At 68.9% G+C, this 15,125-nt stretch carries 13 protein-coding genes and 1 tRNA gene; 10 read left to right on the forward strand and 4 right to left on the reverse strand.

Going from position 1 to position 15,125, the window contains the following annotated elements; genetic code table 11:
• Window positions 1–126: 126 nt before the first annotated feature.
• Window positions 127–202: transfer RNA gene (locus tag VGJ24_RS17090), tRNA-Leu, on the reverse strand.
• Between the two features lie 61 nt (window positions 203–263).
• Here VGJ24_RS17090 and VGJ24_RS17095 point away from each other — a divergent pair.
• From VGJ24_RS17095 to VGJ24_RS17120, 6 genes are all read left to right on the forward strand, one after another.
• Window positions 264–872 carry an ANTAR domain-containing response regulator gene (locus tag VGJ24_RS17095; RefSeq protein WP_331501843.1) on the forward strand — a complete coding sequence of 203 codons (609 nt, stop codon included), beginning with the start codon at window positions 264–266 and terminating at the stop codon, window positions 870–872.
• A gap of 183 nt (window positions 873–1,055) precedes the next feature.
• Window positions 1,056–2,198, forward strand: a complete 1,143-nt coding sequence (locus tag VGJ24_RS17100) for a branched-chain amino acid ABC transporter substrate-binding protein (RefSeq protein ID WP_331501844.1) — start codon at window positions 1,056–1,058, stop codon at window positions 2,196–2,198.
• Between the two features lie 95 nt (window positions 2,199–2,293).
• Window positions 2,294–3,295, forward strand: coding sequence for a branched-chain amino acid ABC transporter permease (locus VGJ24_RS17105; RefSeq protein ID WP_331501845.1), 1,002 nt, complete (start codon window positions 2,294–2,296; stop codon window positions 3,293–3,295).
• Window positions 3,292–4,482, forward strand: a complete 1,191-nt coding sequence (locus VGJ24_RS17110) for a branched-chain amino acid ABC transporter permease (RefSeq protein ID WP_331501846.1) — start codon at window positions 3,292–3,294, stop codon at window positions 4,480–4,482. The genes VGJ24_RS17105 and VGJ24_RS17110 overlap by 4 nt, the downstream gene beginning before the upstream one ends.
• Entirely contained in the window at window positions 4,475–5,269 is a 795-nt protein-coding gene (locus VGJ24_RS17115) for an ABC transporter ATP-binding protein (RefSeq protein ID WP_331501847.1), read from the forward strand. Before VGJ24_RS17110 ends, VGJ24_RS17115 begins: the two co-directional genes overlap by 8 nt.
• The gene (locus VGJ24_RS17120; protein WP_331501848.1) at window positions 5,259–5,978 is read left to right on the forward strand and encodes an ABC transporter ATP-binding protein; all 720 of its coding nucleotides are present in this window, start codon (window positions 5,259–5,261) and stop codon (window positions 5,976–5,978) included. The genes VGJ24_RS17115 and VGJ24_RS17120 overlap by 11 nt, the downstream gene beginning before the upstream one ends.
• Here VGJ24_RS17120 and VGJ24_RS17125 read toward each other — a convergent pair.
• Window positions 5,975–6,721, reverse strand: a complete 747-nt coding sequence (locus VGJ24_RS17125; protein WP_331501849.1) for a DUF554 domain-containing protein — start codon at window positions 6,719–6,721, stop codon at window positions 5,975–5,977. The two genes, VGJ24_RS17120 and VGJ24_RS17125, sit on opposite strands and share 4 nt — an antisense overlap.
• Window positions 6,722–6,886: 165 nt before the next feature.
• On the opposite strand from VGJ24_RS17125, the gene VGJ24_RS17130 reads away from it, so the two are divergent.
• Window positions 6,887–7,444, forward strand: a complete 558-nt coding sequence (locus tag VGJ24_RS17130; protein WP_331501850.1) for a GNAT family N-acetyltransferase — start codon at window positions 6,887–6,889, stop codon at window positions 7,442–7,444.
• Window positions 7,445–7,509: 65 nt separating this feature from the next.
• On the opposite strand, the gene VGJ24_RS17135 is transcribed toward VGJ24_RS17130, so the two are convergent.
• Window positions 7,510–7,947, reverse strand: coding sequence for a hotdog fold thioesterase (locus VGJ24_RS17135; RefSeq protein WP_331501851.1), 438 nt, complete (start codon window positions 7,945–7,947; stop codon window positions 7,510–7,512).
• A 60-nt stretch (window positions 7,948–8,007) separates the two neighbouring features.
• On the opposite strand from VGJ24_RS17135, the gene polA reads away from it, so the two are divergent.
• Window positions 8,008–10,710, forward strand: a complete 2,703-nt coding sequence (gene polA / locus VGJ24_RS17140; RefSeq protein WP_331501852.1) for a DNA polymerase I — start codon at window positions 8,008–8,010, stop codon at window positions 10,708–10,710.
• Window positions 10,711–10,726: 16 nt separating this feature from the next.
• On the opposite strand, the gene VGJ24_RS17145 is transcribed toward polA, so the two are convergent.
• A complete protein-coding gene (locus tag VGJ24_RS17145) occupies window positions 10,727–11,986 on the reverse strand; it encodes a polysaccharide biosynthesis protein (protein ID WP_331501853.1) in 1,260 nt (419 codons plus the stop codon).
• 251 nt (window positions 11,987–12,237) lie between these two features.
• On the opposite strand from VGJ24_RS17145, the gene VGJ24_RS17150 reads away from it, so the two are divergent.
• Together VGJ24_RS17150 and VGJ24_RS17155 are read left to right on the forward strand one after the other, a co-directional pair.
• Window positions 12,238–12,846 (forward strand): hypothetical protein, encoded by a 609-nt coding sequence (locus VGJ24_RS17150; RefSeq protein WP_331501854.1) that lies wholly within the window; start codon window positions 12,238–12,240, stop codon window positions 12,844–12,846.
• The gene (locus VGJ24_RS17155; protein ID WP_331501855.1) at window positions 12,843–15,116 is read left to right on the forward strand and encodes a hypothetical protein; all 2,274 of its coding nucleotides are present in this window, start codon (window positions 12,843–12,845) and stop codon (window positions 15,114–15,116) included. The genes VGJ24_RS17150 and VGJ24_RS17155 overlap by 4 nt, the downstream gene beginning before the upstream one ends.
• Window positions 15,117–15,125 lie beyond the last annotated feature (9 nt).

Consider the following 15,125-nt stretch of genomic DNA (forward strand, 5'->3'; position numbering starts at 1 on the left):
GATTGGTCACAAACCGCAGAGAATCAGCTGTCTGGCGTGCGATTTGTGACCAATCGATCGATCCAAGAACGCGCCCGGTCGAAACGGACAATCAAGCGCCGGGAGGCCGCCGTGACCGTCATGGGTTGGTGCCCCGGGTGAGATTCGAACTCACACTGAATGGTGTTTGAGACCATCGCCTCTGCCGTTGGGCTACCGGGGCCGATCGGCCGCCCAACCTACCGGACCACCGGCCCCGCAGACCGCCCGGATAGCCTGACCCCGTGACCAGCACGGAGCCGCGTCGCGTCGTCATCGCCGAGGACGAGGCGCTGATCCGGATGGACCTCGCGGAGATGCTCGTCGAGGAGGGGTACGTCGTCGTGGGACAAGCCGCGGACGGTGCCGCCGCGGTCGACATGGCCGAGCAGGAGCGCCCCGACCTGGTGATCCTGGACGTGAAGATGCCCGTGCTCGACGGCATCGCCGCGGCCGAGCGGATCGCCCAAGCCAGGATCGCCCCGGTGGTGATCCTGACCGCGTTCTCCCAGCGCGAGCTGGTCGATCGGGCCCGCGACGCCGGCGCGATGGCCTACCTTGTCAAGCCGTTCACCCGCAGCGACCTGGTGCCGGCGATCGAGATCGCCGTGAGCCGGTTCACCGAGCTCGGTGAGCTCGAGCGCGAAATCGTCGACCTCGGCGAGCAGCTGGCGGCCCGCAAGTCGGTCGAGCGGGCGAAGGGCGTCCTGCAGAAGGAGCTCGGGCTCTCCGAGCCGGAGGCGTTCCGCTGGATCCAGAAGACCGCGATGGACCTCCGCCGCTCCATGCGCGAGGTCGCCGACGGGGTCGTCGAGCACGGGGTCGGCCAGGACAAGGGTCGGGGCGGGGGCTAGGGCCGGAGGGCCCCTCCGACGGGACGGTGGACCCTCGTGGGCGGTCCGCTCGCGCCCGAGAACGTTGCAAACATGCAAATTAGCCATGTCGAGGGACGAGACGGACCCCCGAAGGTGCTAGGTTTCCCCGGCATCTCGACAACGCCGCACGACGTGGTGCGGCCGTGCCCTGACGGAGGAAAAGTGGGGATCAAGCCCAATCTTCGAGCCTTCGCCGCCATCGCGGCGGCAGGTCTCGCGCTCACAGCATGTGGCAGCAGCAACAGCAGCAACACCGCCGGTGGCGGAAGCAGCTGCGGCCACTACAACCTGGCCTTCCTGGGAGCCACGACGGGTGATGCCGGCGCGCTGGGTCAGAACATGGTCGGAGGCATCAAGCTCGCCCTCGACGAGTACAACAAGGCCCACACCGACTGCACGGTCGGCCTCAAGGTGTCCGACTCGCAGGGCGACCCCGTGAAGGCCACCCCGCTGGCGACCAAGATCGTCCAGGACACCTCGATCGTCGGATTGATCGGTCCCGGCTTCTCCGGTGAGTCGCTGGCGACCGGCAAGACCTTCTACGCAGCGGGGCTGCCGTCCATCTCGCCGTCGGCCACCAACGCGACCATCACCCAGTCGGGCTGGACCACGTGGCACCGCGTGATCGGCAACGACAGCATCCAGGGTGCGGCCGACGTGAAGTACATGGAGGACACCGCCGGCGCCAAGAAGATCTACCTCGTCCACGACGACCAGGACTACAGCGTGGGTCTGGCCGGGTTCGTCAAGACTGCGCTCGGCTCGTCCATGTCCGGCGAGGACGCGGTGCAGCAGAAGCAGACGGACTTCGGGCCGACGGTCACCAAGGTGACGTCTGCGTCACCCGACGCGGTGTTCTACGCGGGGTACTACCCGGAGGGCGGGCTGCTCTGCAAGCAGCTGCGTCAGGCCGGCTACAAGGGGCTGTTCATGTCCGGTGACGGCTCTGAGGACCCGGCATTCGTCTCTACGGCGGGCGCACAGGCCGCTGAGGGCGCCGTCCTGTCTGCTCCGGCGGCTCCTGCTCCGGCCGACTTCAACGCGAAGTACAAGGCCCTCAACGGCAAGGACTCGGGTCTGTACTCGACCCAGTCCTACGACGCCGCGAACATCTTCCTGGCCGGCATCGAGGCAGGCAAGACGAGTCACGCCGACATGAACACGTTCATCGGCGGCTACGACAAGACCGGCGTCAGCGGTCCCATCAAGTTCGACAGCAAGGGCGACATCTCTGCGCAGACGATCTACGTGTACAAGGTCACGGGCGGGAAGCTCGACACGGCCAACCCGACGCTGATCAAGTAGCCCGTCTCCACGGAGGAATCAACCACCAAGGTTGTGGCCGGGAGTCATGACTCCCGGCCACAACCGCTGGCTTCCACCCGACCGGAGGGACAACGGTGGACTTCGGATTCCTGTTCAGCCACTTCGCCGAGCTGACCATCACCGGCCTTGCGCTCGGTGCGATCTACGCCCTGGTCGCCCTGGGTTACACGATGGTGTACGGCGTCCTCCAGCTCATCAACTTCGCCCACTCCGAAGTCTTCATGTACGGGACCTTTGCCACGGCCTGGGTCGCGGTGTTCGTCCACGGGACGACGTCGGTCTCCCAGGGTCTGGGTGGCACCCTCGGCCTGCTGGGGCTGTGCGCGATCGTGGCGATGGTGACCTCCGCGGCCGTCGCACTCCTGGTCGAACGTCTCGCCTACCGACCGCTGATCAGGCGTGGGTCGCCCAAGCTGGTCATCCTGATCTCCTCCATCGGCGCGTCGTTCTCGCTGGCCGAGATCATGGGGCTCCGGGACAAGTTCGCGGGCTGGTTCGGGCTCCAGGACAATCTCGAGAGCTACGTCGCCCAGGCGCGCAACGTCTACTCCTCGCCGGTCACGGTCGACCCCCACAAGGTCTTCGAGTTCGCCGGGTACGGCGTCACCGACATCGACCTCCTGGTGATCGGTGCCGCCCTGGGGATGATGTTCGCCCTCGACGTCATCGTGCGCCGCACCCGGCTGGGACGCGGCATCCGATCGGTGGCCCAGGACCCCGAAGCAGCCGCCCTGATGGGTGTGAACTCGACCAGCGTCATCCGCACGACGTTCCTGATCGGTGGCCTGATGGCAGGGGCCGCCGCGACGCTCTACATGTTGCGGATCGGCACCACTCGCCAGGACGCCGGCTTCCTGATCGGTGTCAAGGCGTTCACCGCGGCCGTCATGGGAGGCATCGGTAACCTCCGCGGAGCGCTGATCGGCGGGCTGTTGCTCGGCGTGATGGAGAACTGGGGCTCGGCGGTGTTCGGTACGCAGTGGAAGGACGTCGTCACGTTCGTGCTGCTGGTGCTGATCCTGCTGGTCCGGCCGACCGGCATCCTCGGCGAGTCCCTCGGGAAGGCACGCGCATGAGCACCACCGCGCCGGGGTCGACCCGCTCGTCGCGCCGGTCAGGACGTCCGCTCCAGATCCAGCTGCCGTCCTTCCTGCGATCCCGTCTGAGCCGCGTCGTCATGATCGCCCTTGGCGTGCTGCTGGCCTACGCCCTGCCGTTGATCCAGCCTCCGTTCATCACGACGCCCGCCTCCGACTTCGGCGGAGTGATGGCGAGCGCCGCGTCCTTCGCACTGGTGGCCCTCGGCCTCAACATCGTGATCGGCTACGCCGGCCTGCTCGACCTCGGGTACGTCGGGTTCTACGCCGTGGGCGCCTACACGACGGGCGTCTTGACCTCCCAGCACGGGCACTGGCCCTTCTTCCTGGTGCTGCCGTGCGCGATGATCGTCACCACGGTGAGCGGTCTGATGTTGGGGGCTCCAGCCATCCGGGTGCGCGGCGACTACCTCGCCATCGTGACTCTCGGCTTCGGCGAGATCATCAGCCTGGTCGCCAAGAACACCCCCTGGCTGGGCAGTGCGGCAGGCATCAAGAACATCCCGCCGCCACCCAGCATCGGACCCGACCCGATCGGGACCGACCAGGACGGGCTGTTCCAGATCCCCCACCTCGCCTGGAACGGTCTGGTGCCGTCGGTCGACAACCTGCACAAGACGCCGTTCCTCACGTTCGGTGTGCTCGACGCGATCCCCTACTACTGGCTGATCCTCACGTTCATCCTGGTCGTGCTCGTGGCCGACATGATGGTGAACAACAGCCGGGTCGGCCGGGCGTGGGAGGCGACGCGCGAGGACGAGGACGCCGCAGAGCTGATGGGGGTGCCGACCTTCCGCTACAAGCTCCTCGCCTTCATGCTCGGGGCAGCCATCGGCGGACTGGCCGGCTCGTTGCTCGCGGCCGGGCAGGGCGGGTTCATCAGCCCGGACGCCTTCCCCCTGCTCCTGTCGATGCTGTTCGTGGCCGCCGTGATCATCGGTGGCGCCGGCAACCGGTGGGGGGCGATCCTGGGCGGTGTCCTGGTCGCCTACCTGCCGGAGAGATTCAGGACTCTGAGCGACTACCGGTTGCTCATCTTCGGTCTGAGCCTGATGGTGATCGTCACGTTCCGGCCCCAAGGCATCCTGCCTCCTCGGCGGACCCGGCGCGCTCTGCGCGCCCAGGCGGAGGTCGAGGAGCTCGAAGGGGAGGTCATCGATGCCTGACACCGACACCCGCAAGGCACTGCTCGAGGTCGACGACGTCACGATCAGGTTCGGAGGTGTGTCGGCACTCGAATCGGTCTCCTTCGACATCAAGGAGGGCGAGATCCTGGGCCTGATCGGGCCCAACGGCGCGGGCAAGACGACGTGCTTCAACGTGATGACGGGCGTCTACCAGGCGACCAGCGGCCAGATCCGTTTCGACGGCAGGCCGCTGGCGAAGATGAAGCGCTTCCAGATCACCAAGCTCGGGATCGCGCGGACATTCCAGAACATCCGGCTCTTCAAGTCCATGACCGCCCTCGAGAACGTCCTGGTCGGTGTCGACGCCAACAGCAAGGTCGGGCTGTTCAACGCGCTCCTCCGCACCCCGCTCCACCGCCGGACCGAGGCCGAGTCGATCGAGGCGGCCTACGCGCTCCTCGACTTCGTCGGTGTCGGCGGTCGCGCGAACGAGCTGGCCGAGAATCTCTCGTACGGCGACCAGCGTCGCCTCGAGATCGCCCGGGCGATGGGGACCAGGCCGAAGCTGCTCTGTCTCGACGAGCCGGCAGCAGGCTTCAACCCAGCCGAGAAGCAGCGGCTGATGGACCTGATCCGGAAGGTCCGCGACGACGGCTACACCGTGCTGCTGATCGAGCACGACATGCGCCTGGTCATGGGAGTCACCGACCGCGTCGTGGTGCTGGAGTTCGGCCGCAAGATCGCCGAGGGCCCACCGGCCGAGATCCGCGACGACCCGGCCGTGATCGCGGCCTACCTGGGAGTGGACGACGAAGATGCTTCTTGAGGTCGAGGGCCTGTGCGTCAACTATGGCCACATCGAGGCGATCCGTGACATCTCCTTCAGCTGCACCGAGGGCGAGGTGACCACGCTGATCGGTGCCAACGGCGCCGGCAAGACGACCACGTTGAAGACGATCTCGGGGCTGCGGAAGGTCCGCGACGGAAAGATCGTCTTCGACGGCAAGGACATCACCCGACTGCCGCCGTACGAGAGGGTCAAGCTGGGAATCAGCCAGTCACCCGAGGGGCGGGGATGCTTTCCCGGCATGACGGTGCGCGAGAACCTCGACATGGGCGCCTACGTACGCACGGACCGCCGGACCGCGGCCTACCGCGAAGACCTCGAGCGGGTCTTCCAACTGTTCCCGCGGCTCGAGGAGCGCGTCAGCCAGTCGGCGGGCACGATGTCCGGCGGCGAGCAGCAGATGCTGGCCATCGGCCGGGCGCTGATGGCCAGCCCGCGGCTGGTGCTCCTCGACGAGCCGTCGATGGGGCTCGCGCCGCGCCTGATCCAGCAGATCTTCTCGATCATCACCGAGATCAACGAGCAGGGCACCACGGTGCTGCTGGTCGAGCAGAACGCCGCTCAGGCGCTACGTCGCGCGCACCAGGCGCACGTGCTCGAGACCGGCGAGATCGTCCGCTCGGGCACCGGCGCGGAGCTCTCCGGCGACGAGTCGGTGAAGGCGGCGTACCTCGGTGGAGACCTCTAGCGGAACGCAGCCACCAGCTCCACGAGGAGCGGAGCAACCACGAGGCCCGGGAGCAGGTCGGCGACCGCGATCTCGCGGATCCGGAGCAACCGCAGGGCCACGCCCACGAGCATCAGCCCGCCGGCGGCGGTGATCGCGGCCAGCTCCGCGTCCGGGAGTACGTCGCCCAGCAGGGCGCCGAACGCCGTGATCCCGCCCTGCACCACCAGCACGGTCAGGGCGCTCGCCGCCACCCCCCAGCCGAACGACGCGGCGAAGGCGATCGCCGCGAACCCGTCGAGCGTGGCCTTCAGGTAGAGCTGGTCCGCCCCGTGGCCGAGCCCGTCGGACAGCGAGCCGAGGATCGTCAGCGGGCCGGTGCAGAACACCAGCGACGCGGTCACGAACCCCTCGATGAACCGCGCCCGCTCTGCCGAGTCCGTCTCACCCGACAGCCGTCGCTGCAGCTGCCCGCCGAGGCTCTCGACGCGCTGCTCCAGGCGCAGCAGCGAGCCGACGATGCCGCCGACCACCAGGGACCCGAGGACGATCAGCAACGGAGCGTGCGGCCCCACCTTCGCGGCCAACGCCGGGTCGTTCACCGCGACCGCCGAGAGCCCCGCGATCAGCAGGGTCACCAGGCCCAGGGCGTCGGTCACCAGGTCGCGCGTGCGGTCCGGCAGACGGTTGCCCGCGAGCACGCCGATCGAGGACCCGACCAGCACCGTCACGACGTTGACGGCGGTGCCGGAACCGGCGATCACATGACTCCTCGAGAGGCGGGGACAAACGGGGCTGACTGAGCGTAGTCTGCCGGTGCGGCATCGACGGGGGGACCGGATGGTGCCGTTCCTTCGTCGGCCCGGAGGTCAACGGATGAAAACGCCTCGCCCCCTCGTCAACCACCCCGGAATTCGTAGGAGGACCGCATGAGTCGGTCCTTGCTCAGCCTGCGGGACGCGACCCTGGCCGACGTCGAACTGTTGGCCGAGCTCTGGGCCCCGTTCCTTCGTCGCGGCGCGGACGAGCAGCTGCACGACCTCGCGACCGCCATCGAGCAGCTCGTCGACCGTCCCGGAGAACGGCTGGTCGTCGCCGAGTTCGACGGTGAGTTCGCCGGCGCGGCCTTCCTCAAGGCCGGCACCTACTCACCGGTGAACCCCGAGCCGGTCCTCCAGGTGCACAACGCCGCCGTCGTGCCCGCCTTCCGCCGCCGAGGCATCGGGAAGGCGCTGGTCGAGGCGGCGGTGACCTGGGCCGAGGAGTTCGGCATCGGGCACGTGGGCACCGCGACCGCGTCCGGCTCACGCGAGGCGAACCGATTCATGGCGCGCCTCGCGCTCGGTCCTCAGGCTGTGCTCCGGATGGCGCCGACCCCGGCCGTCCGCTCGAAGCTGGTGGCCCGCTACCCCGTCGCGAAGCAGGTCACGCAGGTGCTCGCCGTACGCCGCAGCCTGCGGCACGCGCGGTCCGGTGCCGGGAGCTAGCGCAGGTCTTCCTGTCCCGCCTGTCCCGTGGCCTGCTGCGACGGCCGAGGACGGAGAGGAACGCCCTAGTCTCGCGCCTTGGGCAGCAGGGCGCAGGTGATCCGGCAGGTGCACACGCGCCGGTCCTGCTCGTCGGTGATCACGACCTCGTAGGAGGTCATGCTCCGTCCCAGGTGCAGGGGGGTCGCGACTCCGGTCACCAGCCCGCCGGTCGCGGCGCGATGGTGGGTGGCGTTGATGTCGACGCCCACCGAGATCCGGTCGGGGTGGGCGTGGATCGCGGACCCGAGCGAGCCGAGGCTCTCGGCCAGGACCACCGACGCTCCGCCGTGGAGCAGCCCGTAGGGCTGGGTGTTGCCCTCGACGGGCATGGTCGCGACGACTCGCTCGGCCGACGCCTCGACGATCTTCACGCCCATCTTCTGGTTGAGGGCGCCCATGCCCTCGTCGTCGCCGGCGATGAACGCCGCGAGCAGCCGGTCGTCGTCCCTGGCGTCGTGCATGCCGTCATCCTGCCGGATGGGCCGCACCCGGCTGTCGGAGGCTCTGGATAGAGTCGGCAGGTGCCCGATGCAGAGACCACGTCCCGGCCTCGACTGCTGCTCCTCGACGGCCACTCGCTGGCCTACCGCGCCTTCTTCGCGTTGCCGGTGGAGAACTTCTCGACCACCACCGGCCAGCACACCAACGCCGTCTTCGGGTTCACCTCGATGCTGATCAACGTGCTGCGCGACGAGCAGCCCACCCACATCGCGGTCGCCTTCGACAAGTCCCGCCAGACCTTCCGTCTCCAGGAGTACGCCGAGTACAAGGCCAAGCGGAACAAGACGCCCGAGGAGTTCTCCAGCCAGCTGCCGCTGATCAACGAGGTGCTCGACGCGCTCCGCATCATCCACCTCGCGAAGGACGGCTACGAGGCCGACGACATCATCGCCACGCTGGTCACCGAGGCCCTTGCCGAGGGCTACGAGGTGCTGATCCTGACCGGCGACCGCGATGCCTTCCAGCTGGTCACCGAGAGCTCCACCGTGCTGTACCCCATGCGGGGGGTCTCGGAGCTGGCGCGCATGACACCCGAGGCCGTCGAGGAGCGGTACGGCGTGCGTCCCGAGCGCTACCCCGAGCTCGCCGCGATCGTCGGCGAGACCTCCGACAACCTGCCCGGCGTCCCCGGAGTGGGTCCCGGCTTCGCGGCCCGCTGGCTGAAGGAGTACGACGGGCTCGAGGGCGTGATCACCCACGCCGACAAGATCTCCGGCAAGAAGGGCGAGGCGCTCCGCGAGCACCTCTCCGACGTCATCCGCAACCGGCGACTCAACGCGCTGGTCCGCGACCTCGACCTCGAGGTGGCGCCGGCCGACCTCGAGGCCCAGTCCTGGGACCGGCAGCTCGTGCACACGCTCTTCGACTCGCTGGAGTTCCGGGTCCTGCGCGAGCGCCTCCTGGAGTCGTGGGACGTGCAGCACGACGACATCGACGACTCGGGCTTCGAGCTCTCCGGCGCGACGCTGGCGGGCGGCCAGGCCGCCGACTGGCTGGCCGAGCACGCGGGCGCGCAGACGCGCACCGGGCTGACCGTGCACGGTGGCTGGGGCGCCGGCACCGGTGAGGTGCGCGGGCTGGCGCTGGCCGCGGCCGACGGGCAGGCGGCGTGGATCGACGCCGCCGAGGTCACGCCCGAGGACGACGCCGCCGTGATGACGTGGCTCGGCGACCCCAGCCGGGCCAAGGTGCTCCACGACGCCAAGGGTCCGATCCTGGCTCTGGCCGCGCGCGGCTGGCCGCTCAAGGGGCTGGTCAGCGACACCGCCCTCGCGGCCTACCTCGTGCGCCCGGACCAGCGCTCCTACGACCTGGCCGACCTGACCCTGCGCTACCTCAAGCGCGAGCTCAAGCAGGGGTCGGCCGACGAAGGTCAGGAGGAGCTGCTGTTCGACGACGACGCGAGCGGGGGAGGCGTTGCGGAGACGGCGATGCTGCACGCGCGCGCCGTACTCGACCTCGCCGACACCCTCGACGGTGAGATCGAGCAGACCGGTGGCGCGCGGCTGCTGGCCGACGTCGAGCTGCCGCTGGTCGACCTGCTGGCATCGATGGAGCAGACCGGCATCGCCGTCGACCTCGACCACCTCGAGTCGCTGGAGAGCCACTTCGCCACCGAGGTCCGCGACGCGGCGGCCGAGGCCTTCCGGGTGATCGGCAAGGAGATCAACCTCGGCTCGCCCAAGCAGCTGCAGGTCGTGCTGTTCGAGGAGCTCGGCATGCCGAAGACCAAGCGCACCAAGACCGGTTACACGACGGACGCCGATGCGCTGCAGGGCCTGTACGAGAAGACCGAGCACCCGTTCCTGATGGCGTTGCTGCGCCACCGCGACGTCAGCCGGCTCCGGCAGACGATCGAGGGCCTGCTGAAGACCGTCCAGTCCGACGGCCGGATCCACACGACGTTCAACCAGACGATCGCGGCCACCGGGCGGCTGTCGTCCACCGAGCCCAACCTGCAGAACATCCCGATCCGCACCGAAGAGGGGCGACGCATCCGCGAGGGGTTCGTCGTCGGCAAGGGCTACGACTGCCTGATGACCGCCGACTACAGCCAGATCGAGATGCGGATCATGGCCCACCTGTCGGAGGACGCCGGGCTGATCGAGGCGTTCAAGTCCGGGTACGACTTCCACTCCATCACCGCGTCACGGGTGTTCGGTGTCCCCGCCGAGGAGGTCACGCCGGGACAGCGGGCGAAGATCAAGGCGATGAACTACGGCCTCGCCTACGGCCTCTCGGCCTTCGGGCTCGGCCAGCAGCTGCGGATCGACCCGAGCGAGGCCCGCGGGCTGATGGACGAGTACTTCCAGACCTTCGGCGGCGTTCGCGACTACCTCGCCGGCGTGGTCGACGAGGCACGCCGTACCGGCTTCACCGAGACCCTCCTCGGTCGACGGCGCTACCTGCCCGACCTCAGCAGCGACATCCGCCAGCGGCGTGAGATGGCCGAGCGGATGGCGCTCAACGCCCCGATCCAGGGCTCCGCGGCCGACTTGATCAAGGTCGCGATGCTCCACGTGGACGGCGCGATCCGCGAGGCCGGCCTGGGATCCCGGATGCTGCTCCAGGTGCACGACGAGCTGGTGTTCGAGGTGGCGGAGGGTGAGCGCTCGAAGCTGGAGGAGATAGTCCGCCGTGAGATGGGCGGCGCGGCGGACCTGGCCGTGCCGCTCGACGTCTCGGTCGGCACCGGCCGATCCTGGCACGACGCGGCGCACTGAGCGCGCCACCTCGACGTCAGCCGGCGGGGTACGGCTCGGTCACGGCCCCGGCGCGGATCGGCTTTCCGGCGCTGCGCTGGTGGGCCACCAGGAGCACCAGGACCAGGACCGTGTCCACGGCGATCACGACGGTGAGCAGGTCGCCGATGGTGTGGACCTTCAGTCCGAACCCGATGATCGCGGCGAGCGCGACCCAGGTGAGGTAGACGCTGCGCTGGCGGCCCCGCGCGAGCAGGGCGTAGACGACCATCATCAAGACGGCCAGCACGGTGCCGAGCACCGCGAAGATCCACAACCGCGACTGGACCCCCTCGTACTCCGAGCCTCCCACGAAGATCAGCGCGAGCCCGGGTAGCAGGGCCGTGCCCAGTGTGGCGACGGCCCCCAGGGCGATGACGGCACCCACCGCCATCACGAACGTCCGTGGACTGTCGCCGGAGGCCATCGAGGGGAACGCGACGATCGAGACGAACTGCGGTAGGAAGAGCACGGCCTTGGCCATGATCAGCCCGGCGGCGTAGAGCCCCGCGTCGTGGGAGTCCAGGGTGTGCCGAGCCACGATCAGGTCGACGTTGCTGACGGCGAAGAACGCGAGGAGGGCCTGCGAGTTGTGGACCATCTCCATGACCAGGGAGCGGAGACCCTCGCGTTCCACCCCGGGGCGGAGGTGCCGGTGCCGGAGCGCGTGCAGGCCGACGACGACCGGCACGATCATCGTCACCGCCACGGCGATCGCGCCCCAGCGGGGCTCGGGCCGCCACGCCATCAGCGCGACGCCGACGACCAGGCGCGGGGCGCCGATGCAGATCTGGACCGCCGACAGGGCGCCCCAGCGCCGCTCACCCTGGAGGATGCCGGTCAGGCCTCCGACCAGGGTCAGCGGCACGGCGGTGACGCCGAGGAGTGCGGCCATCAGCAGGTCGTCGAGCTGCAGCGTGACGTTGATGACCGGAGTCAGCGCCAGCAGGACGACGCCGAGCGCGATCGAGCTGACCAGGGTCAGCCGGACCAGGTGCGGCTCCACGTCGTCCAGGTCGTGCTCGCCCGAGGAGAGGCGGCGGGCCGCGGTCGCCTGGAGGCCGAGCGCACCGACGTTGACGACCAGCAGCAGGTTCATCCAGGCCGCGAGGGCGCCGTAGTCCGTCGGCCCGAGGATGTGGGCCGAGGCGATCGTGAAGCCGTACGTCGTGACGTTGAGGACCAGCATCGCGAGGGCCACCCCGCCGCTGCCGCGGAGCTTCGCGGCAGCGTTCGACGACCCCGCTGCCGATGCCATGGGCGGCAGCCTAGATGACTGAATGACTGCTCACGCACGCAGCGGCGCACGCGTGCACGAATCCCTCGGGTTTCAGTCATCGAGCCCTGGGCGCTTCCGGCAGACCCGCCGAGACGGACCGCGGCACCCGAGGTTACTCGTCGGTTCGTCAGACCTCCTGGCTCGGTATATTCTCCGCCCATCCGCGCCGCGGGATGCGCCGTGGAAGAGTCGCGCGGCGTGCTGATGCGTGTCGCTCGGGAGGGAGAACCGTGCGCACAACCCTGCTCACGGGCGGCGTGCTCGTCGTCGCTGCCGTCGTCCTCGTCTTGCTGAGCTCGAGCCTCGGCCTCGACGTTGAGTCCGTCGCCCTGATGGGTGCCTCGAGCGGCGCAGTGATCGCCCTCGTCCCGCATCGCTCGCCGCAGTGGCGACTGATCGGGTTTCTCGTGGGCTTTTCCGCCTCGTGGTTGGCTTACCTCCTGCGCGCCGGGTTCCTTCCCGACACGGCGGCTGGCCACGCGATCGCGGTCGGTCTGGTGGTGGCGATCTGCAGCTTGGCCGCTGCGCTGAGTCGTGACCGGATCCCCCTGTGGAGCACCCTCCTCGGTGCCGCTGTCCTGACGGGGAGCTACGAGACGACCTACATCGAAGCTCCTAGCCAGGTGTTGAGCACATCGCTGTCGACGTCGACGAGCGTCCTGCTGGCGGTCGCGTTCGGCTTCTTCGCGGCCGCTCTCGTCGCACCGCAGAACACCGAGTCCGATGAGCGAGTGGACGGCAACCCCACACCGCCCCCGCCCCCACCTTCGACGACCTCCGAGGGGCAGCCCGCGGAAGAGACCCGGCTCGGCGAGATGATGCGGGGAGACGCTCGATGAAGGCCCCACTCACCGGGCGCGCCACGCGGCTCACCGCCGTGCTCGCGGTCACGGCCGTCGCGGGGCTCGGCCCCGGCTCGGCCTTCGCCACCGACACTGGCACGAGCGACGTATCCACCGTCAACACCGAGACCGTGCAGACCTACCTGAACGCCGACGGAGGAATCGATAGCTCGCGCATCTACGAGCAGCTGACCTTGACCGGCGACGGATCGGTCACGGTCAAGAACCCCGTCGACACCAACGGCCTGCGCAACCTCAACGGCTTCGGCAGCCCGGATGCGAAGGACGGCGCGATCGAGAAGCACTACGACGTGAACGGCGTCGCGCAGGACCGCAGCGTGAGCACGTTCGACTCGTCGAAGCTCCCGCTGTCGGTCGATGTCGAGTACGTGCTCGACGGCCACAAGGTCTCTGCCGGCGATCTCGTCGGCGCCACCGGTGACGTCGAGGTCACCTACACGGTCATGAACCTCACCACCAAGCAGGTGCCGCTCACCTTCACCGATGGCGCAGGTGGCACCAAGACCGAGACCGGGTACGTTCCCATTCCGATCGTGGGGACGGTGGTCTTCGACCTGCCGAAGAACTTCTCCAACGTGCAGTCCGTGGCGGCGAGCATGGGTGGTGATGGTCACGGCGGAACGCAGATGGAGTACCTCCTGACGCTGTTCCCGCCGATCGGCGCCGACAAGGTGTCCTTCGGCTACACCGCGCACCTGACCGATGGCCTGGTTCCGCCGGTCTCGTTCACGGCGGTACCGGTGGACCCCCTGACCAACCCGACCTTTGCGACGGCGGCCGACAGCTATCAGACGGGGGCGGACACCGGGGACAAGCTGGCCGAGGGCGCCACGACGATCAACGACAACCTCCTGCGGCTTCGTGACGGTGCCGGGCGGCTGCTCGACGGGCTGATCAAGCTCAACGACGGCGCCCACCAGCTGAACGACGGGCTCTCCGGCCAGGCCGCGCCCGGGGCCGCGCAACTGGCCGACGGCGCCAGTCAGGCCGACCTCGGGGGTCAGAAGCTCACCGCCGGCCTGACCAAGCTGCACACCGCCTTGTCGGTCCTGCCGAACACCCTGGCGCACAACGAGAAGTACCAGCTGCTGCTGGGCGCCCTCACCCAGATCGCGCAGGGAGTCGGGACCGTCAACGACCCCCCGACCAAGAAGACCGTGCTCGGCGGGCTGAACGCCATCCAGCAGGGACTCGAGGTAGGCCCGGGGAACGACTGTCTCGCGGCCACCGTCGCCGGCAAGGAGCCCAAGAACTGCGGGGCGATCGACGCGGTGAGGGCGCTCGCGCAGTCGGTCGGGCAGAGCCAGTCCCAGATACGGACGGACAACCCGATCGTGCTCGGTCACGTGACGGTCGTCACGGAGGGCCTCATCCTCAAGAAGCTGGAGACGATCAAGGCCACCATCGGGTGCCAGAACGACGCCACCTGCCAGCAGGACGTCGACGCTCTGGCCAGGCTGTTCGACAGCACCCGATCAGGCGACCTGTTCGACCAGCAGCTGTCTCTGCTCCGGACCAGCCTGACCACGATCGGCGACAAGGCCGATACGCAGCTGCTGAACAAGGGGGCGGGGCTCGACCAGCTGCGTGCTGGGCTGTCCAACCCCCACGCTCTGAAGGACTGCGCCGCCGCGCAGCGGACCAAGACCACAGCCGACGACTGCGGCATCCGCGAGGCCGCGCTGGCGATCCGGGGCGGCATCCCGCTGCTGGTCGACACGCTGCGCCAACAGATCCTGGCCGGGCTCGGATCGCCGACCCCGGGCTGTGATCCCACCAAGACCCTGAGGTGCGGTGCTACGGCGCTGTCGAACGGCCTCGGCCAGCTAGACGATGGGGCACACCAGCTCTCGGACGGTCTGAACACTGCCGCCGACGGCAGCGGTCAGCTCGCGGACGGCATGCAGCAGGCGCGGGTCGGCGCTCCGAAGCTGAAGAACGGTGCCAACGAGCTGTCGGAGCGAGGCGTGGTCAAGATCGTCCAGGCCGGGCAGGACACCGCCCAGCAGTACGGAAAGCTCTACGCGACCCTGGCCGAGGGCGCGAAGCGCGCTCACACCGACGGGATGATCTACGGCGCGCCGGCGGGCTCCATGGGGCTGATGGCCTACGACTTCGAGATCAACGGCAGCAACGGTCAGGGCTCCCAGAACGTCGCGCGGGCGTTGCTCGCGATCGTGCTCGGCGGGCTGGGTCTCGGTGCGTTCGCCCTTCGTCGACGCTCGGTGAAGTTCCTGCCCAGCTGACGCCGGTGG

The organism is Nocardioides sp., from assembly GCF_036493135.1.
Classification (GTDB): Bacteria; Actinomycetota; Actinomycetes; order Propionibacteriales; family Nocardioidaceae; genus Nocardioides.

Coding starts and splice junctions, on each gene's coding strand:
- VGJ24_RS17145 (WP_331501853.1), bottom strand. CDS start 11,986: ATGGCATCGGCAGCGGGGTCGTCGAACGCTGCCGCGAAGCTCCGCGGC.
- VGJ24_RS17135 (WP_331501851.1), bottom strand. CDS start 7,947: ATGCACGACGCCAGGGACGACGACCGGCTGCTCGCGGCGTTCATCGCC.
- VGJ24_RS17110 (WP_331501846.1), top strand. CDS start 3,292: ATGAGCACCACCGCGCCGGGGTCGACCCGCTCGTCGCGCCGGTCAGGA.
- VGJ24_RS17120 (WP_331501848.1), top strand. CDS start 5,259: ATGCTTCTTGAGGTCGAGGGCCTGTGCGTCAACTATGGCCACATCGAG.
- VGJ24_RS17130 (WP_331501850.1), top strand. CDS start 6,887: ATGAGTCGGTCCTTGCTCAGCCTGCGGGACGCGACCCTGGCCGACGTC.
- VGJ24_RS17115 (WP_331501847.1), top strand. CDS start 4,475: ATGCCTGACACCGACACCCGCAAGGCACTGCTCGAGGTCGACGACGTC.
- VGJ24_RS17155 (WP_331501855.1), top strand. CDS start 12,843: ATGAAGGCCCCACTCACCGGGCGCGCCACGCGGCTCACCGCCGTGCTC.